General features: G+C 37.5%; 17 protein-coding genes. 8 read left to right on the top strand and 9 right to left on the bottom strand.

Going from position 1 to position 22,937, the window contains the following annotated elements; genetic code table 11:
• Nucleotides 1-201 precede the first annotated feature (201 nt).
• Entirely contained in the window at nt 202-843 is a 642-nt protein-coding gene (locus tag GVN22_RS01885; RefSeq protein ID WP_166549383.1) for a response regulator transcription factor, read from the bottom strand.
• Between the two features lie 28 nt (nt 844-871).
• On the opposite strand from GVN22_RS01885, the gene GVN22_RS01880 reads away from it, so the two are divergent.
• The 5 genes from GVN22_RS01880 to GVN22_RS01860 all read left to right on the top strand — a co-directional run bounded on the left by GVN22_RS01880 (nt 872) and on the right by GVN22_RS01860 (nt 8,433).
• A complete protein-coding gene (locus GVN22_RS01880; RefSeq protein ID WP_166549382.1) occupies nt 872-2,593 on the top strand; it encodes an ATP-binding protein in 1,722 nt (573 codons plus the stop codon).
• A 260-nt stretch (nt 2,594-2,853) separates the two neighbouring features.
• Nucleotides 2,854-5,259 (top strand): TIM-barrel domain-containing protein, encoded by a 2,406-nt coding sequence (locus GVN22_RS01875; protein WP_370520388.1) that lies wholly within the window; start codon nt 2,854-2,856, stop codon nt 5,257-5,259.
• Between the two features lie 53 nt (nt 5,260-5,312).
• Nucleotides 5,313-7,046: a glycoside hydrolase family 9 protein gene (locus GVN22_RS01870; protein WP_166549381.1), complete on the top strand. Its 1,734-nt coding sequence runs from the start codon at nt 5,313-5,315 to the stop codon at nt 7,044-7,046.
• Nucleotides 7,047-7,252: 206 nt separating this feature from the next.
• The gene (locus GVN22_RS01865; protein ID WP_166549380.1) at nt 7,253-7,654 is read left to right on the top strand and encodes a hypothetical protein; all 402 of its coding nucleotides are present in this window, start codon (nt 7,253-7,255) and stop codon (nt 7,652-7,654) included.
• 341 nt (nt 7,655-7,995) lie between these two features.
• Nucleotides 7,996-8,433, top strand: coding sequence for a hypothetical protein (locus GVN22_RS01860; protein WP_166549379.1), 438 nt, complete (start codon nt 7,996-7,998; stop codon nt 8,431-8,433).
• A 201-nt stretch (nt 8,434-8,634) separates the two neighbouring features.
• Here the strand turns inward: GVN22_RS01860 and GVN22_RS01855 are convergent, their stop codons facing one another.
• Together GVN22_RS01855 and GVN22_RS01850 are read right to left on the bottom strand one after the other, a co-directional pair.
• Entirely contained in the window at nt 8,635-9,684 is a 1,050-nt protein-coding gene (locus GVN22_RS01855; protein ID WP_166549378.1) for a DUF2157 domain-containing protein, read from the bottom strand.
• Nucleotides 9,685-9,845: 161 nt separating this feature from the next.
• Complete coding sequence (locus GVN22_RS01850) at nt 9,846-10,781, bottom strand: AraC family transcriptional regulator (RefSeq protein WP_166549377.1); 936 nt, start codon at nt 10,779-10,781, stop codon at nt 9,846-9,848.
• 342 nt (nt 10,782-11,123) lie between these two features.
• Between GVN22_RS01850 and GVN22_RS01845 the strand changes: the two genes are divergently transcribed.
• From GVN22_RS01845 to GVN22_RS01835, 3 genes are all read left to right on the top strand, one after another.
• Complete coding sequence (locus GVN22_RS01845) at nt 11,124-12,644, top strand: aldehyde dehydrogenase family protein (protein WP_166549376.1); 1,521 nt, start codon at nt 11,124-11,126, stop codon at nt 12,642-12,644.
• Nucleotides 12,645-12,772: 128 nt separating this feature from the next.
• Nucleotides 12,773-13,108: a DUF779 domain-containing protein gene (locus GVN22_RS01840; RefSeq protein ID WP_166549375.1), complete on the top strand. Its 336-nt coding sequence runs from the start codon at nt 12,773-12,775 to the stop codon at nt 13,106-13,108.
• A gap of 321 nt (nt 13,109-13,429) precedes the next feature.
• Complete coding sequence (locus tag GVN22_RS01835; RefSeq protein ID WP_166549374.1) at nt 13,430-13,843, top strand: type II toxin-antitoxin system VapC family toxin; 414 nt, start codon at nt 13,430-13,432, stop codon at nt 13,841-13,843.
• Between the two features lie 111 nt (nt 13,844-13,954).
• Here the strand turns inward: GVN22_RS01835 and GVN22_RS01830 are convergent, their stop codons facing one another.
• From GVN22_RS01830 to GVN22_RS01805, 6 genes are all read right to left on the bottom strand, one after another.
• Nucleotides 13,955-14,971, bottom strand: a complete 1,017-nt coding sequence (locus GVN22_RS01830; RefSeq protein WP_166549373.1) for a zinc-binding alcohol dehydrogenase family protein — start codon at nt 14,969-14,971, stop codon at nt 13,955-13,957.
• Nucleotides 14,972-15,148: 177 nt separating this feature from the next.
• On the bottom strand, nt 15,149-18,115 hold the full coding sequence (locus GVN22_RS01825; protein WP_166549372.1) for a TonB-dependent receptor domain-containing protein: 2,967 nt from the start codon (nt 18,113-18,115) through the stop codon (nt 15,149-15,151).
• A gap of 330 nt (nt 18,116-18,445) precedes the next feature.
• Nucleotides 18,446-20,089 carry a M1 family metallopeptidase gene (locus GVN22_RS01820; RefSeq protein WP_166549371.1) on the bottom strand — a complete coding sequence of 548 codons (1,644 nt, stop codon included), beginning with the start codon at nt 20,087-20,089 and terminating at the stop codon, nt 18,446-18,448.
• Between the two features lie 283 nt (nt 20,090-20,372).
• Nucleotides 20,373-21,740, bottom strand: a complete 1,368-nt coding sequence (locus GVN22_RS01815; RefSeq protein ID WP_166549370.1) for a M56 family metallopeptidase — start codon at nt 21,738-21,740, stop codon at nt 20,373-20,375.
• A gap of 173 nt (nt 21,741-21,913) precedes the next feature.
• On the bottom strand, nt 21,914-22,276 hold the full coding sequence (locus tag GVN22_RS01810) for a BlaI/MecI/CopY family transcriptional regulator (RefSeq protein ID WP_166549369.1): 363 nt from the start codon (nt 22,274-22,276) through the stop codon (nt 21,914-21,916).
• 125 nt (nt 22,277-22,401) lie between these two features.
• Nucleotides 22,402-22,896 (bottom strand): hypothetical protein, encoded by a 495-nt coding sequence (locus tag GVN22_RS01805; protein WP_166549368.1) that lies wholly within the window; start codon nt 22,894-22,896, stop codon nt 22,402-22,404.
• Nucleotides 22,897-22,937 lie beyond the last annotated feature (41 nt).

Raw genomic sequence — 22,937 nt, 5'->3', positions numbered from 1 at the left:
TTATTTTCCAAGTTTTTATCAAAAAAGGGTCGAAAAATATTTTTCGACCCCTTTTTTGATGCTACTACGCTAAATATGACTTGGCTTAAGACGCAATCATTGCGTCTCTACTGATGGAATATAAATTTTTACATAATCACTCACTTGCTAAATTCGTGATGATTCATGTTGGAAGAATTAGGCTTTTCTTAAGCCCAAAACCTACTTTACATATCCATATTCCAGTGCAAGTTTTAGTAAACTCACCATATTTTTAACATCGAATTTAGCTAGTAAATTACTGCGATGTGTTTCTACTGTTTTTTCGCTAATACAAAGCGTATTGGCAATTGATTTGGTCGTTTGTCCTTTGGCAATCAGTTCCAAAATCTCTTTTTCTCTTCTGGTAAACTTCAATTCGTGTAGATTCCGCTCTTGATTTTTTTGACGACTCAAGCCATTCATGATAATTTCTGTTACGGCAGCGCTTTGATAATTTTTCCCTTCACTAACTGCTCTAATAGCCTCTAAAAACTCTTCTCGTCCAGTATTTTTTAATAGATACCCTGATGCACCATTTTTCAACATTTTGGTAATAAAACTTTCCTCTTGGTACATCGAAACGGCTATTACTTTGGCCAGAGGATAGTGTTCGGAGATATTTTTACATATATCCAATCCACTTTCATTACCCAAATTGATGTCAAGTAATACCACTACATTTTCAGTGGGATTCATTATTTCAAAAAGTTCTTTGGCGGATTGGCACTGCCCAATGACGCTTATATCCGACTCTAATCCGAGTATATGCGCGAGGCCTTCTGTAAAAATTTTGTGGTCATCGACCAATATTACACGAATCATCTGTTTTTTTGTCAAAAATCTGGTTACTATGAAAAGCTATTTGCGATATATACTTTTTAGTGTGGGAATATTTGTCCTGAATCAACTAAGGGCTCAGCAATTACCTCACCCTGATTCACTTTATGAAAAATCCACCTTGGAGCGATACCTCAAGGAATTTCATGAAAAAAATAATATTAAGGGATTAGCCATGACGTATTTGACTAAAGCCAAAAGTCAAGAGCGATGGAATTTGCCCGACGAATCTCCCATTGAGAGTTATCGCAAAAGTATGGATTATTTCCGAGTCTTGGGTGATTCTTTACATTACTATGAAGTAAAAGGCTCGTTGGGAACCTACTTTATGGATCGTCCAATTTTTGCCAGTTATGCCAACGAATATCTGTCGAGTGCGGTACAATATTTTCGTAAGATTCATCGACCAGATATGGAAATTGGACATTTGATAAATCTTGCCAATCTGGCTATTCGTCAGAAAGAAATGCAGAAAGCAAAACAGTTTCTAGTCCGTGCCGATGAGTTACCCCAATCCGCTATATCAAAAGGAAGAAATGCTGCTGCTTGGGCAGATTGGTACAGGCGAAATGGGTATTATCATGAAGCTATTCAGAAGGCTCGTTTGAGTTTATCTATTGCTCAAAATATCAAGGTGGCATGGTTAGAGGCTGTATCTTATTTCTATTTGGGGGCGGCTTATCGAAAGTTAGGACAGAATGAGGAGGCAATTCAATCGTTAAATATAGCACAAACAATCACCGAAAAATACTTTAGTATGCTTTTGCTTCGCAAGGCAATATATGAAGAATTAGGGTTGGTTTATGAAAATGAAAAGCTGTTTAATAAGGCTTTTCAATACACTTCTTTAGCATATCAGACTTTTCAATTACTAGAAAGTTCGAAGCTAGAAGTGGAGGTTCGACAATATCGAGAGTATCAATTATTGGAAGAACAACAAGAGAAAATCTCAAAAATTGCCCTCGAAAAGCGCTTGGCTGAAGCTGAACTAGTTTCCCTGAAAGCTTCACAACGGATTTATCTCTTGACTATTCTGGTGGCTTTTTTGTTACTGGTCATACTTTTATATGTCTATTTTTCGAAACAAAAGGTTGCCAAACTCCAAGCAGACAAGGTGTTCAAAACTGCACAAATAGATACCTTGCAAGCGTTGATTAATGGACAAGAACAAGAGCGACTTCGGATTTCTCAGGATTTGCACGATGGGGTAGGGACTTTGCTATCAAGAATCAAAATGATGATGGATGCGCCTTTTTGGAACAATGTCCAGCTACAACATTTGCTCGATGATGCCTGTAAAGAGGTGCGGAATATCTCAGGTAATTTGCAGCCCTCAAATCTTCAAAACTTTGGGTTGATAGCTGCCATTGAAGATTTGGTGAGTAAAAACCATTCCGAGGAAACGGAAATCATATTTCAAGTTTATGGACAAAGTTTTGATTTTGGAAAAGAAAAAACCTTGATGCTTTATCGAATTGTTCAGGAATTATTGGCAAATGCCTTGAAATATGCCGAAGCTTCGGAGGTGCTTATCCAATTAAGTTTTCAAGAAAACCATATTCATTTGACTGTCGAAGATAATGGAAAGGGTTTTGATACCAACATAGCGCAAAAGTCTGTGCGAGGGTGGCAAAATATTCGTTCCAGATTAGATTACTTACAAGGAACTCTATCTATTGAAAGTGATGAACAGTTTGGTACTTCCATCAATATAGAAGTAGATGAGAATAATTGATATGATTAAGAGAAGCTGGAATGCTAAAAACAAAACTCAGGGTTTTCCCTGAGTTTTGTTTTTAGGGATTAACCCTGAGTTTTATAAGATAAAAAAAATAGAAATTTGTATTAAAGAAAGACATCTCAAGTCTACACAACAAGTTGTATCCAAAAAACACATAAATATATATTGAAAATTGAATTGGGAGCTGCATTTTACTTTTGGGCATAGGATATGTATCTATGCCTAAAGTAAAATCTCTTATTTGTTATTAATCAATGGATTACGGAATAAATATGCAGGAATTTACAAAAAAAGTTTTGGTGCTATTATCATTACTTTCCTCTGTCACCATGACACTGGCTCAAAGTGGACCAGCCTTACAAAACGAACCATTTGATCTAAGTCGTGATTTTAGAGATTTTACCAATACTTATTTTTTAGCGGATAGTTTGGCAGGTTTTAACCCAACTACTGGACAAGGACAGTTGAAATGGAGACGAAACCAGTACTATCCTCAGCACGCATTTAACAATACAATGGCGGGTATTCATAAGGTCTCAGGCAATGAGTTCCCAGGTATTGAATACCCTGCCGACCCAGTACTTCCATTTAGTATTGAGTTTGTTTCGCCCAAAACAATTCGCATCAAAGCCCAAACAGGTTATGTAGCACCGTCAACTGAGCCATCATTGATGTTGGTCAAAGAACCAAACAAAGATGCTTCATGGGTTTATTCAAAAATCAAGAATGGACATCAATATAAAAGTGCATTTGGTACTGTTGTGATTACCGAAAATCCTTGGGCAATAGAAATCCATGACGCCAATGGCAAACTACTTACCAAGACACGCCATCAGGTAGATGGAAAAACTTCTTTTACGCCCTCATTACCTTTTTCTTTTGTTCGCCGAGCTGCCGACTATTCAAGAAGTGTTGCAGCAGTATTTACACTGTCACCTGACGAAAAAATCTTTGGTTGTGGCGAGTCATTCACCCGATTAAATAAATACGGGCAAAAAGTAAACCTTTATACCACCGACCCTAACGGCGTAGAAACCAACGGGATGTATAAGCCTATTCCTTTTTTTATGAGTAGTCGTGGATACGGAATGTTTATGCATACTTCATCGCCAATTACTTGTGATTTTGGGGCGACATTTGGAGCTTCAAACGCTTTATTAATTGGAGATGAAAGCTTGGATTTGTTTGTCTTTTTGGGTGAACCTAAAGATGTTTTGGACGAATATACCAACATTACAGGTAAGGCTTCCATGCCACCGTTATGGTCGTTTGGCTTGTGGATGAGCCGTATTTCGTATTTTTCGGAGCAAGATGGTCGTACAGTTGCAAAGCAGTTAAGAGATTATAGAATTCCTTCGGATGTGATACATTTTGACACAGGCTGGTTCGAAACCGACTGGCGTTGTGATTATGAGTTTTCGAAAAATCGTTTTCAGGATCCTGTAAAAATGATTGCTGATTTGAAAGAGCAAGGATTTAGAACTTGCTTGTGGCAGTTACCGTATTTTGTTCCCAAAAATGAATTATTCTCAGAAATAGTTTCAAAAGGATTGAGTGTCAAAAATGCCAAAGGGAATCTGCCTTATGAGGATGCCGTATTAGATTTTACGAATAAAAATACCATTGAGTGGTATCAGAATAAAATCGGTAATCTGCTAAAAATGGGTGTCTCAGTCATCAAAGTTGACTTTGGCGAGGCAGCGCCACTGAATGGTATTTATTCGAATGGTCGTACAGGTTTTTATGAACATAATTTGTATCCATTAAGATATAACAAAACCGTAGCCGATATTACCAAACAGATTACAGGTGACAATATCATTTGGGCTCGTAGTACATGGGCTGGTAGCCAGCGTTATCCTTTGCATTGGGGTGGCGATGCCGAAGCTTCGGATATGGGTATGGAAGCGCAATTGAGAGGAGGCTTGTCGATTGGTCTGTCGGGATTTAGCTTTTGGAGTCATGATGCTGGTGGATTTGCCGCCCAAACACCAGAAGATTTATATCGTCGTTGGGCACCTTTTGGCTTATTTACTTCACATTCACGTTGCCATGGTCAACCTCCCAAAGAGCCTTGGGCTTATAGTGAGAAATTCTTGAATACTTTTAGAAAAGTAGCAGAAACAAAATATAAATTGATGCCATATATCTACGCTCAAGCAAAGGTAGCTTCTGAAAAGGGATTACCTATGATGCGTGCCTTATTCGTAGAGTTTCCAGAAGACCCTGGAGCGTGGCAAATAGAAAATGAATACCTGCTAGGGCAAGATTTATTAGTTGCCCCAATTTTTGAAACGGGCTCAAATGAGAGAAATGTATATTTGCCTAAAGGTAAATGGATTGATTTTCAGACAAATAAAATTTATGAAAGCGGTTGGCATAAAATTGAAGGTGGTGAGTTTTCGATTGTCATATTGGTAAAAGAAGGCGCTGTAATTCCACAGGTAAAATTAGCGCAATCTACCGCACAAATTGATTGGTCAACGATTAAACTGGTCAGTTATGCCACCAATGGTGTTGCTACTGGAAAAGTTTATCTGCCAAATGATAGCCAGTGGCAAGAAGTCAGTGTGTTGACAAAAGGGAAGAAAACGCAATTACTTAAAGACCCATATAACCAAAAAGTCAAGTGGAATTGTGTGAGTTTTCTTGAAAAATAATACTATTTAATTCTTCGGTCGTTACCGACTATTTATCCAATTTATTTAATACTATGAATCAAGTTAGTTTTCGCTACTTGGCTGGATTTTTACTGGCAGGGTTTGGGTTATTAGCTCAAAATCCTGCCGACCAAATTCGGCTCAACCAAGTTGGTTTTTACCCCAATGCGCCAAAACAAGCGCTTGTGGTTGGTAAAAACTATGAAAACTTTACGCTTATTGAAAAAGAATCTCATAAGGTTGTTTATAAAGGGAAAGTAAAAGCTGCAGTAAAAAGCCCTTTTTCTGAGAAATACACACAGGAAATTGATTTTTCTAACTTTAAAAAAAATGGGAGTTATATACTTTCAGTAGAAAAGCTCGGAGAATCGTATCCTTTTGAAATCCGAAATAATGCATTGAGTGGCGTAGCAAAAGCTTCCATCAAAGGCTATTATTTTCAACGCGTTTCTGAAGATTTGCCTGAGAAATATGCAGGAAAGTGGGCAAGAAAAGCAGGGCATCCTGATACCTCGGTATTGGTTCATGCCAACGCCGTCTCAACGAATCGTCCTGAAGGTACTCGTATCAATTCTCCAAGAGGGTGGTATGATGCTGGGGATTACAATAAATACATTGTCAATTCGGGGATAACCATGTACACTTTGCTTTCGGCATTGGAGGATTTTCCTAAAGTTGCTAACGACCTAGAATTGAATATTCCTGAGAGTGGTAATAATCTTCCTGATTTATTAGATGAAATTCTAGTGAATTTGGAATGGATGTTAACGATGCAAGATCCAACTGATGGGGGTGTATATCATAAGTTAACGAATGCCAATTTTGATGGAATGGTGATGCCTGACAAGGCTACTCAGCCAAGATATGTAGTACAAAAGAATACTATTGCGAGTCTAGATTTTGCAGCCGTAATGGCACAAGCCTCAAGGATTTTAAAGCCCTATTACCCTGAACTATCAAGTAGATGTTTAACATCAGCGGAAAGTGCATGGAATTGGGCAAAAGCTAATCCTAAAGTATTCTATCGTCAGAATCAGAATAACGAAAAGTTTAAACCTGCTATTACGACTGGTGGATATGAGGATAATAATGATACAGACGAATGGTTTTGGGCATCAGCAGAGTTGTTTGTAGCCACGCAAAAATCCCAATATTGGGAAGGTATCGCAAGTACTGATGTGTATTGGCTTCCTATTCAATCGTGGAATTCGGTGATGCCATTAGGAGCATTTTCTCTGTTAAAAGCACGAAAAACTTTACCCTCATTTACGGCTAATAAAATAGCACAAATTCAAAATACCGTCTTGCAGCAGGCCGATGAAATGGTGAAGGATTTGGATAAGCCATTGTTTAGAACAGTGATGGGAAAATCAGCCAAAGATTTTATGTGGGGAAGCTCTTCTCATGCGGCTAATCAAGCCATGTTTTTACTACAAGCATTTCAGCTTAATCCTAAAAAAAACTACTTGGAGGCATCTTTGGGAAATATGGACTACTTGTTAGGAAGAAATGGTGTTGGATATTCATTGTTAACGGGTTATGGGAGTAAATATCCTATGCACCCGCATCACCGACCGTCTATTGCCGATGGTATAGACGAGCCAGTACCAGGACTACTTTCGGGCGGTCCAAATCCTGGTCAGCAAGACCAGTGTAAATATGATTCGAAGGTTCCAGATGAGTCTTTTTCTGATTCGGATTGTTCGTATGCCTCTAACGAAATTGCCATCAATTGGAATGCTCCATTGGTTTATTTGGCAATGGCTTTGGAGTCTTATTATCATTAAAATGCACTTTCATACATTTGTTAATACGAATAGTTTTATGCCTATTTTTTGAAAACCGTAAAATAACTTCCAGTGGGGTTAAGTTATTGATTAATAGCTTGTTGTTTTGATTTTTTGTTGCAAAAGACCGAAATGGTTGCTCAAAAAGTTCTTTGAGTTGTACCTTTGTCACAACAAACATTATTAAAACGAACCCTTAAATTATTATGAAAAAGCTTTATAGTTTTTTAACCCTATTTTTCTCAATTGCACTTCTTTTTGGTTGTAGTTCTGACGATGACAATACCAACACCGTTCCAACGGTAGACTTCGATGTTGCCATAGGCTCGTACACGCTTCGTTCAATTTCGAATACTGCTGGTCAAGCGGTAATGGGCTCAGGTACTTTGACGGTAAAAAGAGAGAATGGTAATACCGCTGGATTTACGTATGCTGTGACCTTGAAGAGCGGAACTTCTACCTCAAATGTAAACATTACGAACACTTACACGGTATCTGTTGCTGGAACGAAAATTAGTTTTGGTACCGATCACTACTATCAGTCAGGAACGCTATATGCGTCAATTCCAACAGGTTCAGGAATTTATACGGCTGTGTTTACAAAATAATAGCATTATAAGTTAGTGGGCAAAATTAAAATAATTTTACCCGCCTTAAGCTCTAGGCTTTATGCTGTAGACTAAAAGTTAAATAGTATTTCGCTTTTTGCCTAATGCCTACGGCTTACTGCCTAAAGCGTATTAATGCAATTTTATTTTGCATTAGTACTTAAAACCTTCTCATATTTTGGGGAGGTTTTTTCATGTAAACCCCCTTTAAAATTAAGAAATTAAATCGTTTGAGATAACAAAGGCCAGCACGCATACACAGATAAGATTTTTAGTTGTTGTACTAACTATTAAGGATTTATGGGTAGCTTTGTAGACTTTTCAATCATCAAATTATACTCATGAATATTTACCTAAAAAAATCACTTCTATTGCTATTACCCTTCATGGTAATTTCCTGTAAACAACAGTCATCTGAAGAACAGATTCAACCTATTGTCACTACTAAAAATAATTTTGACTCAGCGCTGGGAGATTATCAACTTATTTCATTAGTTGATACCAAAGGAAATCTCGTGACTGGTAGTTCAGGTACTTTGCATTTAGAGAAAGAGTCAAATGGCTCGGCAACGATTAAGATTAGTATAGAGATTAAAACAGCAAATTCTGGAGGAGGAATGGGCTCAAGTTTTAATTATGCTGCCCAAAGTGATGGAAAGAAAATACGTTTTGGTGCAGATATTTATGTTGAAGCTAACGAGTTTCATGCTCCTGTAAGTGTGTACAATTACTTGACCAACTCTAATGAAGTATATACAGCAACGTTTTTGAAAAAGTAGGCTTCGCGTAAAGCTTGAAAACTTTCATGATTCATCCCGAATTTTAAGATTGAGATTATTCTATAAGTTTTCATCAAAAAAGCGGTCGGAAAATATTTTCCGACCGCTTTTTTGAGGCTACTATACTAGATATAACTTGGCTGAAGACGCAATCATTGCTAGAATACAAATTTTTACATAATCACTCACTCGCTCAATTGTTTATTCTTTTTTATCTCCTTTTAAAAACTCTAAATTCCAGATTTTTTCTGCTTTTTGACCTAAAAACCAGAACGATACAGCAAGAATCAAAAAGAAGACTGCTTTGTGAATAGAGTCCCAGAAGTATTCAAAGAATTTGGTGTATAGGTTGATAAACAAAAAAGTAATTCCAAAACTTCGGGAGGTATAATCGTCTTGTTTGAGTCCGTACCAAATGGCTACAATTGCCGCGCCAGCAAATAAGACTCCCCAGTGAAATAATTCGATTTGTTTGACATGATACCAAGAATCCATATCGCCATAGTTGCCAAAAATAGAAAGTATCCAAAGCGATATAAAAAGGTATAAAAGCCCAAGGACATAAGTAGGATGCTTAAATTCTTCAAACTTTGATTTTTTCGTTATAGAAAAACTAGCGATGGTCAATATTAGACCAAACAATACAAATCGCATTGGATAGTTCATCCCAATAAAATAAGCGCCCCAGCCTGAAGCATAGCCTGTTTCTGTGCCAAACCATGTTCCGAAAGATAAAACGGCAAAAATCCAGACTAGTGTCGATGGAAACCAGAACCCCAAACCTGCATAAATGAAGGTAGAAAGTAAAAATAGCATAGAAAAGTGCCCACTGCCATTATCGATGACTTTTCCAAAATAGCCAACAGCTACTGCCGTTGCCAATACACCTCCCAAAAAGATGGTTTCGTTGCTAAATAGATTTTGTGGATGATTTTTGCGACGATTAAGTCCCCAAGCATACAGCCCCGCTGCGATACCGATAAAACCAATACAAATAGCTGTATTAGAGGAAGTAAAAAGTTCGGTGATGAGTTCGATAAGACGATTGTCTTTGAGTGCAGTAGCTACCGAAATAATGATACAAATCATGGCAATCCAAAACGCATAGATGGCTAGTTTCATCCAATCAAAAGGTCGAATTTGTATTTCGGATTTAAGTTTTTCGGCGGTATCGTTGTTGATGGTTCCTCGCTTTTGCCACTCTTCAATTGTTTCTAAGAGAAACTCACCTTGTTTTCTGTTATAATTCATGCAAGAAAGGATTTTATGAACGAATAGTTGAATCAGTCAATTTCATTCTGGTGCAAATCAAAGCATGAATTTTTCACTCCTTTTGCGTAAATGCAAATTATTTGACAAATAATCTGTGCTGATGAATAGGGTAGCGATGAAACATTGTCATGAAATCAATCTCATGAAGCTTTTAGAATAGGAAGATTTTTCTTAAAATAAGTAGGTGTTGTACCTTCATATTTTTTGAAAATCGTACAAAAATAATTGACATTTTGAAAGCCCACCCTGTAACTCGCATCTGTTACGCTAGTACTTGGGTCAGCCAGTAGCTTTTTGGCCAACTTTACTCTTTCTTGAATAATAAATTCGACAGGACTTAATCCAAACTCACGTTTGAAGCTACGGAAAAAATGCGCTTTTGACATACAAGCCATATCGCTGAGTTTTTCAATGGTGAGATTCTCAGCCAAGTTCTCGCGAATGTATTTTACCACATGTGCAAAACGATTGGTATTGATGTATTGCATATAATTGTCAAAAATCAACACACGGGCTTGCGTTTGCATTAGGCGAAGCAATAGTTCTTGTAGGGCAAAATTGGCAAACAGGTCTTTGGATACATTATTTTCTTTGGAAACATATACCAAGCGGTCAATAGTGCTGGCTAACTCTTGGGTATTCTTGATATGAAAACGATTGAGGTCAATATCCCAAAGTTCGTTTTGCTCAACTTTAGCATATTTTTCATTTAGTAAATCTACGGTCTCTTTGATTTTTTCTTCATCAATTGCCAGAGCGATACATTGAGTAGGGGTATGTAAACTAGCTTCTGGAAAATCGATAATCATTTCTTCGTTGGAAGGTACTATAACGGATTCGCCTGGCAGGTAGTCAAAACGCTTGTCTCCAAAAAGATTCATCACCTTTTTGCCACGAAGCATAGCGGTAAATACCAAGTCATTAAATTTTAGACTGACCCTTTCGCTTTGCTGATGCGTTTCGAAGATATTCAACTCACAATGATTTAAGTTGAATGTCGAACGATGCTCTACTAGCGTCTGGAGTTGTCTCAAACTGGTTAATGCTTGGGTTTGTGGCGCAAATTTTTTTTCCATGACCAGAATATCTCTTTAATTATCGGGATTGACAATCTTCAAAATGAGGAGTTGCTCTCTTTTGGGAAGACTAACACACTGTTTATAAAACTTACAAAAACAAGATAAGATTGTATTTGATGGTACAATTTACTACCAAAATACCTTTTTTGTCTGTGAATAGGTCTTTTTTATTTCCTATTTCAGCTTTATTCTATACAATTTAACAAATAGTAAGTTGTCAAGATTAAATATGATATTTTATTGTAGAAACATGATACAATAGTGAAGATTGAAGTGAGATTAAATTGAGAATTTTGAAACATCAAACAGCACGAAATCCTTTTAACTCAATTTAACAACATGGAAACAACAGTAGAAGTGAGCAATTTGGTGGCACGTCCACAATTCAAAGAGAGATATGAAAACTTTATTGGTGGAGAATGGGTAGCGCCTGTGAAGGGTGAATATTTTCAGAACTCTTCACCAGTAGATGGTAGCACTTTTACGGAAGTGCCACGTTCGAGCAAAGAAGATGTGGAGTTGGCTTTGGATGCAGCACACAAAGCTTTTGCTACTTGGTCTCGTTCTTCAGCAGCCTACCGTAGTAATATTTTATTGAAAATTGCTGATGTAATGGAGGCTAATCTTCAGTACTTGGCAGCAGTAGAAACAATCGATAACGGAAAGCCCGTTCGTGAAACAATGGCGGCTGATATTCCTTTGGCGATAGACCACTTCCGTTATTTTGCAGGTATTCTTCGTGCCGATGAGGGCTCAATGTCTGAATTGGATGCTGATACGATTTCAATGCATATTCATGAGCCAATTGGGGTAGTTGCTCAGATTATTCCTTGGAACTTCCCACTTTTGATGGCTGCATGGAAACTTTGCCCAGCTTTAGCCGCTGGTTGTACGGTAGTTATGAAACCTGCCGAACAAACACCTGTTGGTTTATTGGTCCTCATGGAATTGTTACAAGACGTTCTTCCTGCTGGCGTAGTAAACGTAATCAATGGTTTTGGAGTAGAAGCAGGAAAGCCTTTAGCGCAATCGCCTAGAATAGCAAAAGTAGCCTTTACAGGAGAAACATCAACAGGTCGTTTGATTTTGCAATATGCTTCTGAAAACATTATTCCTGTAACGATGGAATTGGGAGGGAAGTCTGCCAATATTTTCTTCCCAAGTATTATGGATGCAGACGATGAGTTCTTTGACAAGTGTTTGGAAGGTGCAACTATGTTTGCCTTGAATCAAGGTGAGGTTTGTACTTGTCCGTCACGTATGTTGGTTCATGAGAGCATTTATGAGAAGTTCATCGAAAGAGTTGTAGAAAGAGTTGAAAAAATCAAAATGGGACATCCGCTTGATCCAAATACCATGATGGGTGCTCAAGCGTCTAAAGAGCAATATGATAAAATCTTAGGTTATATCGAAATTGGTCAAGAGGAAGGTGCTGAGTTGTTGACTGGTGGTGCTTCGCAGTACATTGATGGTCTACCAGAGGGATATTACATCAAACCTACGCTTTTCAAAGGACATAACAAGATGCGTATTTTCCAAGAAGAAATCTTCGGACCAGTATCTTCTATCGCTACTTTCAAAACAGTCGAAGAGGCTATTGCGATTGCCAATGACAGTTTATACGGTTTGGGCGCTGGTGTTTGGACACGTGATGCACACGAGTTATTGACCGTGCCAAGAGAGCTTCAAGCAGGTCGTGTTTGGGTAAACTGCTATCATGCATATCCTGCTCATGCTTCTTTTGGAGGTTATAAAAAGTCGGGGTTTGGTCGCGAAACCCACAAAATGGCAATCAACCAATACCGTCAAACTAAAAACATTTTGTTGTCAAACAACAAAAATAAATTAGGATTCTTTTAAACAATGAGTTAGTTGTGAATGGTGAATTGTGAATAGTTGTAACAAATACTGCATAGAGGTACTATATACCTTCTTTAGGAGTAATTTGTAATTCACAATTCACTCATTCAAAATTCAAAATTGAAAACATGAATCAAATTAAGATAACAGCTTTGGCAAAAGATGTGGTTCGGCAATTGCAGAATCGGCATGGGCGACTGATGTTTCATATCAGTGGTGGTTGTTGTGATGGTACTCAGCCTCAGTGCTACGAATTAGGAGAATTCCGATTAGGAGAGGTGGATATTAAATTAGGAGATGTTTGTGAATGTGCTATTTATACCACCAATGACCAGTTGGCTTTTTGGAAGGATACCGAACTAACGCTGGATGTATCGCCAGGTAAGGGAGGAGGCTTTTCGCTAGAAGCACCTCTAGGAGTAAGGTTTATTATGAAATCTAGTAAATGTGCATTGAATAGTTGATGGACTTGTGTTTTTTGAGCCAATTCTGATTTGCTATTGCTAAAGTTATTCGGTGTGAGGAATGATCAAATTTAAGATATAGTTATCAGATATGTGCTAGGTCATAAAAGTCATGACAAATTTAAAAATATCGCTATATTTGTAGTACAAAAATACGAAATAGTTATGACGGTTAATCCTCAAAATAAATCCTCAAAGAAAAGTCCTTACAAGGGACTTTTGGAAGAGCATGAACTTCATACACCAGAGGAGAGAAAAAAGAATACCGAAAGGCTCAAAAAAATACATCAACAGAATTTACAGAAGCTTCAAAAACAGTAAATGGCTTACCTATTAGATACAAACATTATTATTTTTATTCTGAATAATGATAGTTCTAGACTTTCAAAATCTCAAAAGGATATATTATCCTCAAAATCCATTCTTTGGGCAAGTATTGCAAGCTTTCATGAAATGGCAGTTAAAATTAGAAAAGGTAACTCGCCAATCGAATATTCTATAGAAGATGCCTTAAATAAAATTAAAGACTTGGGAATAAATATCTTAACTGTAAAAGAAGAGCATATAGCCAAGATTATAGATATACCCAAAATTTATCCTAAGCAAGGCAGTCTAAAACCTCATGGAGATCCATTCGATTTACTGATCATTTCGCAATCTTTGGTAGAAAAGATGCCTGTACTTAGTACTGATGAGTATTTTCCGATTTATGATGGTCTTCAGGTAATTGATTAGACGGAACTGTTGTTTGGGGCTTTGCGCAAGAGCCATATCTTGACTTACGCAAAACCCATTAATAGTATTTCTGAAAGGTGTTGTTTTAGCTCAAATACAAGTATCGTTTTTTTACTCCCACGAAATTACCGCTTTCACTAATGAAGGTTCAGTGTACAATTTAGGTAATTGTTCTGCCACTTCTTCGAAAGTAATACGGTGTGAAATCCAGCTATCTACTGATAATTCGCCTGTTTCCATGGCAGCAATAATTTCTTTGAAATTGTTCGGTTTGCTATTGCGACTACCCATAATCGTCAATTCTCTTTTATGAAAACTTGGATCATTGAACTGATAGTCACCTTGATATAATCCAACAAAAACTAATCTTCCGCCTGCTGCCAAATAATTGAAGGACTGGTGCATCGAAGCAGGACTTCCTGTAGCATCCAAAACTACTGTTGGCATTTTTCCACCAAATACTTCCAAAATTTGTACTATCGTTTGGTCATTAGCAACAATACTGGCATCAGCTTTTTTGTGGTCTAAGCAAAAATCTAATCGCTGCGTATTTCTATCCACAACAGCCACTTTTGCGCCACGTAGCTTTACAAATTCGAGTACAGATAGCCCAATAGGACCTGCGCCAACTACCAACACCAAGTCATTTGATTGCACATTGGCTCTTTCTACCGCATGAGCACCAATACCAAGTGTTTCTACCAATGCCAACTGCTCATAGTTCAATTTTTCAGAAACATGAAGTTTGTGAGCAGGTACTTTGATATATTCACGCATACCACCATCGGTATGTACGCCCATTACTTGCAAATTTTCACAACAGTTGCCCAAATCACGCTCACAAGCCCAGCATTCGCCACAATTCAAATATGGTTCTACGGCACATTTTTGTCCAACGGTCACTTCTGTAACTTCCGACCCAATGGCTATAACCTCGACGCCCAATTCATGTCCCAAAATACGAGGATATTGAAAAAAGGGTTGTCTACCCCAAAAAGCATGATAGTCAGTCCCACAAATTCCGATTTTATGGACTTTTACTAAAACTTCATTAGGGAGGAGAGAAGAAGGTTTTTCTGTATCAGAATACGCAAAAGATTCAGGTTGTAATAAGGTAAGTGTTTTCATTAAAAATTTAACATTGAGAACAGCTTTTTATGCTGAATGATTGAATTATCGATTAGTAAGTGTTTTATCTATAGGGTTCAAGAAAGGATTATATACTCAAAATCGAAGGTAATGAATAAAAAAACGGGCAAAAGATTTCTCCTTTACCCGAATAGATGTGTTAGCTGTAAAAAGTGTTTATTTTGTCAACTCATCGAATGTCAAAGACAAGAAGTAAGTCGATCCAACATTTGGATTACCATAAGCTGTGAAATATGATTTTCCTAAAATATTCGTAGCTCCTAGTTTTAGGATTGACTTCAAGCTAGAAATCTTCTTCGAAATCTGCGCATCAAAAGTAGAAATAGCTGGTACAATAGTAGCGTTTGAATCATATCCTGCAACGATACCCGACTGCCACAAAAAGGCATCTTGGTAACGCCAAATTACGTTGAACCCAATGCCTGATTTGCCAAGTTCACGGTTAGCAATTGAAGCAGAATACTTGAATTTCGGCGTATTGAATGCCGCTGTTCCTCCTTGGTCAATGATATTTTGGTCAAACTCTTTCAACGAGTTATAAGAGACATTACCACCAATTAAGAAACCTTTTGGCAAACGATAATCTACTCCAGCTGCAAAACCTTCGGTTACTGCTTTTCCTTGTGAAGAGGCTGGCATCGAGTAAATTTGACGAGTAGCTTCGCTGAGTAAACCAAGTGGTGTACCTGTAGTAGATTGCATCAAGGTTTCTTGATAAGCGAAATTCTTAAATTGGTTGTAATAGTAGCTGGCATCGATGTATAGTGCATTCGCAATCAAACCACGATATCCAATTTCATAAGATTGTACAATTTCTGGCTTGTACGGTTTAAACTCATAAGGTTTTAATACACCTGAGGCTAATGCTGCTTGGGTACCTTGTTGCGTAGCTAATTTAGTAGTCAAATCAGCAATGGATGCTACTGATGCTGCTACACCATATTTGTTAGCAAATGCTTGTGGATTAGCTTGAGCTTCTGCTTGCAAGCCTGTAGCAATACTAGGAGCTAAGGCTGTAGCCCTTTCCTGAATTTGAGTACCAAATGCTTTTACTGTTGCTATCGTATAGGCTGGGTTAGTCGTAGAATTCAAACCGTATTTGGTAGCATAGTTACCCAACCCACCAATAACAATCGCTTGTGGCGCTTTGATGTCGACATACTGCGACTGAATTGTTGGTATTCTAAAGCCTGTTTGATAAGACACTCTGAAAGAATGCTCTTTCCAAGGAGATACTACTGCTGCCACACGCGGAGAAAACTGTCCTTCGAAGTTTTGGTTTTTGTCATAACGACTTGAGGCTACAATTTTCAACTTCTCGTTAAATAAAGATTTTGTAGCTTGTAAATATGCACCCCATTCGTTTACCTGAATTCCTTTACCGTCTTTATCAGGATAAAATGTACCTCCAGAATTTAGGTCATACATACGATAGTTACTTCCTACAATTACCTCAGCAAACTTAATCTCATTTTTGAAGTTGTACATACCCTCCAACTGATACATATTGGTTTTATCATAAAGGTGTGCACCTCCATAAGGATATGAAGCATTGTCTGTAGCAGCTATATTTACATTTTTAATGTCTGTTGTTAAGGCATTAAATACAGCAGAACCAGGTACTGGACGACCAGCATCAGCAATACCACGAGCAACGTTGTGTGCATTGATTCCTACACTTCCTGATTGCAAGGCTTTTAGGTAAGCACCCACGTAGGTAGGATACCAAGTAGTGCTTCCGCCACCCCAACTTTCGTTGAGTAACTGTGCCAATACACCCGTTGCAAAAGTATTTCCTGAACGTTCTTGAGTGGTATATCCACGCAAGTAGAAGTTTGAACCTTTTAGTTCTAATTTTGCTTGTAAACCATCAAAGTTATTAAGTGAGTAACGGTCAGAACCCATATATACCGAAGTACCACTACCATACATGAATTGTCCAATGGCTTCAATATTTTCACTCAAACGATAATGTAATGCCACACTGGTACGAATATTTTTAGCTTCGGGTTTTACCAAATCCAATTCATTATAACCTGTACGGCTCACCATCGTGCCATACGGAATCAAAGATGCTGAAGATGCGGGAAGCAAATTTGCCGCCACCATTTTGTCAGCAATTGCACGCAAATCCTGTGAAACTTCGTCACCATATACATTGACTCCATTGTAGTTAGGGTCTGTCATACGATTAGTTTTGCCAGTCAAGCCATCGTTCATATTCAAGGTATTGCTTACCGCCCAGTCTCTTGGTACACCGATGTACCAGAAGTTGACTTTCATCGCAAACTTATCATTGAACGACTGCGCCCAGCGCATACTAAAATCATAGAATGAGCTGTTAGGCTGACTACGATTGCTTTCGTGCATAAGCCCTGTTTTTAAATTGGCACTTAGACCCTTATACAAAAAAGGACTTTTCGTATTCATCAACAAAATACCATTGAGAGCATTAGGACCATAGAGAGCAGAGGCTGCACCAGGCAAAAATTCGGCACTTGCTAAGTCAATATCGGAGGTAACTACAATTGTACCCACTGAAAAGTTGGTACCAGGCGCTTGGTTGTCCATACCATCCACCAGCTGTACGAGGCGGTTGTTGCCATTGGCATTAAATCCACGAGCGTTGATAGAGGTAAAAGACATAGATTGCGTCGTATAATCAATTCCTTTGAGGTATTTCAAACTCTCTAAAAAGTTGAATGAAGGGTTAGATTGAATCGAACGAATGTCAATTTTTTCAATAGTTACGGGCGATTTCATCACACTTTCTTCTACACGGGCAGCAGATACTACTACTTCTTCTCCTTGAGTAACTTGTTCTATCATGGCAATATTTAATTTGGCATGAGGTTCGGTTACAACAATTTCTTGGGTTTTGTAACCCACAAAAGATATCGCAAGTTTGAAAGGTAGAGGGACTTGGGTGTAAAGTGTAAATGTTCCGTCAAGGTTGGTAGTGGTACCCGTCACTTTTCCTCTAATCATAATGTTAACGCCTGCCATTACTTCATTAGTGGATGCATCGGTTACTTTACCTGTGATTTTGGTTTGAGCAAAAGACGCAAAAGCGCATAGCATCAACCCCAAAGCAAGGATGCTTTTAGTAAAGATGTTTTTCATTGTTTATTTAATAAAAGGATGAATAGAGCAGTACTCCCTCGAACCGAAAGGTAAGGATGTAAATTAGTTCAAGAATGTACAAAATGAAGATTCGAGAATTCCGTAACGGTTAGTGGAACTGTCCAAATCTAGGCGTCGTCAGATAAATTATTAAGAATAAGTAATGATAGGAAATATCGGATTTACAAAAATATGTATCTACATGAATTAACTCAAGACTTATTACACTCATGTAGGAATATCCACTTTGGTGAAGATTATCAGAGGTGAGTTTTTTATAGGGTAAAATAAAAAAACTGCGTTTGAATATGCTCAAACGCAGTTTTTTGACTATTTATTAAGATTTTTAGAGTTTATATAAAAATTCTCATCAACACTTATATTGCTCAAGTTGCTATCTTCTACAGATTGCCATTGCATACTTGGCTTTACTTTTAGATAAGTATTATCCGCTTTTTTAAATCTGACAGGCATATCAAAACCATCGATACAAGTGGTCCAACGATACTCTAATTTGTTTCCTGACACTTTATATTCTAAGGTTGGAATTTGTACTGTTCTAAGATATTGGTCAAAAACTTTACTCAAATTTACCTCACTTTGTTGAGAGATATAGTTTTCTATTTCTTCCGTAGTAACTGTTTTATGATAGAATACTTGATTCATTCCACGAAGGATATTTCTCCATTTTTCATCATTATCGATAATGTAACGAATCGTGTGGAGCATATTACCACCTTTGTAATACATATCTCCAGAACCTTCATGATTGACATTATAAACCCCAATAATCGGACGGTCATTACTGATAAGTTTGCGAGTTCCTAGTACGTATGCGTGTCCAGCTTCTTTTCCATAATGATACTCTGTAAACAAATTTTCAGAATAATTGGTAAAGCTTTCATGAATCCACATATCTGCTATATCCTTATAGGTAATATTGTTGGCAAACCACTCATGTCCTGATTCATGAACAATGATAAAATCCCATTTTGTCCCCCAACCAGTACCTGACAAGTCGCGACCACGATAGCCATTCTGATAACCGTTTCCATACGTTACTGAACTCTGGTGTTCCATTCCCAAATAAGGAACTTCCACTAATTTGTAGCTATCTTCATAAAACGGATATGGTCCAAACCAGTATTCAAAAGCCTTCAACATATCTTTCGCTTGATTGAAATGCGTCATGGCTTTCTGATAATTTTCAGGAAGAACAAAATAATTGAGATCTAGCTGTCCTTTTTCTCCAAAATACTTATCCGTAATTCTATAGTAGTTTGCAATGTTAAGATTAACACCATAGTTGTTGATTGGATTTACAACCGCCCAAACAAAGGTTGTGGTATTATCACTATTTTCCTTTACACTTCTCAAACGACCGTTTGAAACGTCCATTAGCCCTTTCGGAACTGTCACTGCAATACTCATACTGTCGGGCTCGTCGTACATGTGGTCTTTACATGGCCACCATACTGAAGCTCCGAGTCCCTGACACGAAGTAGCAATGAACCATTTGCCGTCTTTGTCTTTGCTCCACGATATACCACCATCCCAAGGGGCACGTTTAGCTACTCGTGGTTTTCCTTGATAATAAACCGTTAGGCTTTCTGTTTTACCTACCTTCTGTGGTTTTTGAAGCGTCACAAAAAAGGCGTTTCCATCTCTCTTAAACTTCAGATTTACCCCATCTTGAACAATTTTACTGATGATTAAAGGTTGTTGTAAATCTACTTGCAAAACTTGTGATGGCTGTAATACTTGATAAGTAATAGTATTAAAACCGCTAAAAGTACTGTCTTTGGGCTGTACACTCACGTGCAAAGCATAATGTTTTAAGTCCCACCAAATACGCTCTTTGGTAATCGAGCCACGAAGAGTGTCATCGTGAGTAAAAGTGGGTTTGTTGACGAGTAGCTGTGCATTTACACCAAAACTGGCCATAAATAGCAAGCAAAAAAGGAGTTTTTTCATGTAAAAATAATGAGCGAAATCAAAAATCTTGACCGCAGGCGAGGGGTAAGATTTTTAAAACAAAAAGGTTTAATGAAAACAAAAGTACAAGCTTGATTTGGCTTAACGAAACAAATTACCGAATTGGTGTCGATTTTACGTTATACAGCGCTATGTTTTTGAGAAGTATTTCAATTCAGGCTAAAATAAGAATATTGGCGGTTAATTTTGAGATAGCAAAGCCCTAAAAACAAAAATCCCTCGACTATTTAGTCGAAGGATTCTTGTGTAGATTTAGAGAAAGTTATTTTTTGAGCGTGACAATAATCACCCCGTTGCGTCCTTTTTCGCCATAAGCTTCTGTGGCATGTTTATCCTTCAAAACGCTGATTGACTCGATAGTACTAGGGTCGATTCCACTTAAGCCTCCTGTCCCATAAGAAACTTCTTTTCCATTGACAATGCAGAGTGGGGCATTCATAGGCGAAGTGGCTCTCATATTGATTCTCGAAGTAGAATCATTCATAACTGTGAAAACGTTGTCTTCATTTTTTACCAAAAGCATATCTTTTACTGCAATGAATTTGGTGGAAGAATCAATCTTCGCATTTCCCATTCCTGTAAGCTTAATCGTAACTAGGGTGCCTTTTTCTTTAGTTTTTACAGAATCACCTTTGTAGGGCATGCCTACAACGACTACTTCACTTAATTGGACTAAAGGCAGTTTCTCGGCTTTGAGGTTTTCGACTTTCACTGCCTGAGCATGTTCTTGTAAATAGTCATCGATAGCACTTGTCGTTTTTTCGATGATCTGTTCAGAACCTTTTGTTGTTTGAGTTACAGTAAAGGCCGTTAGACTGGTGAGTAGGATAGGCGCTAATAAAAAGTACCTTCTCAAATCTTTGCTGCTAGAGGATTTTTTGTTCATCATTGAAATACGGTGTTTTAGTTCTTGTACATTAAATGAATTTGAAAGAGGTATAGAATTTTGTCCCATGGCTACATAGAGCAATTGCATTTGGTATTGCTTTTTATCTTGCCCAGAGCCTACGACCAGACTGTCTGTTTGATACTCAATGTTTTCTTTGACGCCACGTTTGAGAAGCCATACAGCAGGATTAAACCAAAAAATCACTGATAGGATTTCAAATAATAATACGTCTAGTGTATGTTTTTTCTCCACATGAATTGCTTCATGCGTTAAAATGGCAGGAAGGTCTTTGATCTCGTGTTTTTGGAGATTACAAAAAATGTCATTCCAAAACGAAAATGCACCTTCTATTTGATCGCTGTGCCAAAAACGAATGTTTTCCCAATCATATACCGATGCTGTTTTCTTGATTTTTTGTATCTGTAAAACCGACCAGACAACCTTTAATAAAAGCCCTGCGACAATGAGTCCATAAAAAATCTGTAACCAAGAATAATCAAATTGTTTTTCTTGAATGACAGGTAAATACAACACCAAATTATTGGCTGGCACCGTGATTTGTGGCACAATCGAACGATTATGTAACAGAATCGGGGCTATCAATGAGTACAGGGTTGTTAACAAAAAATACCATCGATTGTAGGTATAAAAAGTTAAAGGACGGAGTAAAAAACGATAACCCAAATAGAATAAGGCTAATGATAGTTGCATTTGTACTACCATGATAAGCGTTTGATTCATAAGCTTTTCCTGTTTTGAATAGCTGTTAAATTTTCATAATTATCAGGTGTATGTTTGCCTTACAATACAAACATACGAAGAAATCGAATATCTACGAAAATTTCGTAGATATTTTTTGTAAATAATTTCAAAGGGTGAAAAGAGGAAAAAAAGCATGTTGAGAAATTGAAAACTTATGATTTACCGTTTTGAATCATATTTAAAATTTCTTGTAAATCATCGGGGGTTATTTTTTCTTCTTGAGCAAAAAAACTTACTAATTCTTTATACGAATTTTTGAAATAGCCAGATACTACATTGCCTACGTGCTCACGCTTGTAGCTTTCTTGTGGAATGGTAGGTTCGTAGCGGAAAGCGTTGGCGTATTTTACAGCCTTGACAAATCCTTTTTTCTCCAAGTTTTTTACCGTGGAAGCCAGTGTCGTGTAGGGAGGTTTTTCGCCAGTGAGGCCTTCTAATATATCTTTGACAAATCCGCCTTTTTTACTCCAAATCACTAGCATAGCTTCCTCTTCGGAAGGTGTTAATTTTTCCATTATGTTAAAGTTTGATTATTACAAAGGTATAAAAAAACAAATACCTACGAATATTTCGTAGGTATTTGTTTTTGAAATTTTAAAATGTGTAAAAATGAAGTTATTTCTTCTAATCGATTTGGGATTTATTTGACTTGAAATGTACCATTTATCGTTTCCTGCGTTGTAAAAATTGGAATTGAAAGAATCGTCCAGTCTACTTTTGCTGAGATAGCGTAATTAACTTTTTGGCTTTTAGTATCCTGATAAGCAGTGATACTAGTGGGTTGCCAATGAACGCCAGTATTCCACCCTGATTCCATGCCTTGCATAGCTAAGACTTCGATTTTTTGATGCTTTTCATAGTAAAGAATCACTTCTTTTTTGAAAAGTTTGTAGTCTTCCACCGAGAAAACTGTTGTAAATATTCGGCTGGAATCATGACCTTTTGCCATCTCAAAATACTGAGGAGGAGCCTTTTTTGTACCTGCTTGGCTCATTGTACCTGGGAAAAGGATAAAGACTACAATGGCTGTCAACATGCCATTTTTCCTCGAGATGTTACGGAGGGAGAAGAAAAGTAATCTTAGATAGAGGACAATAAGAGCTAGATTCAAAAGTCCCCAAAATAGGTAAAGCATAAAAATTGGGATTTATCGTAGAAAATTTATTTCACGCAAAT

This window comes from Cellulophaga sp. BC115SP (assembly GCF_009905545.1).
GTDB classification, from domain to species: Bacteria; Bacteroidota; Bacteroidia; order Cytophagales; family Spirosomataceae; genus Flectobacillus; species Flectobacillus rivi.
The sequence above is the reverse complement of the archived record's forward strand: the minus strand, read 5'-3'. Positions and strand labels throughout refer to the sequence as shown.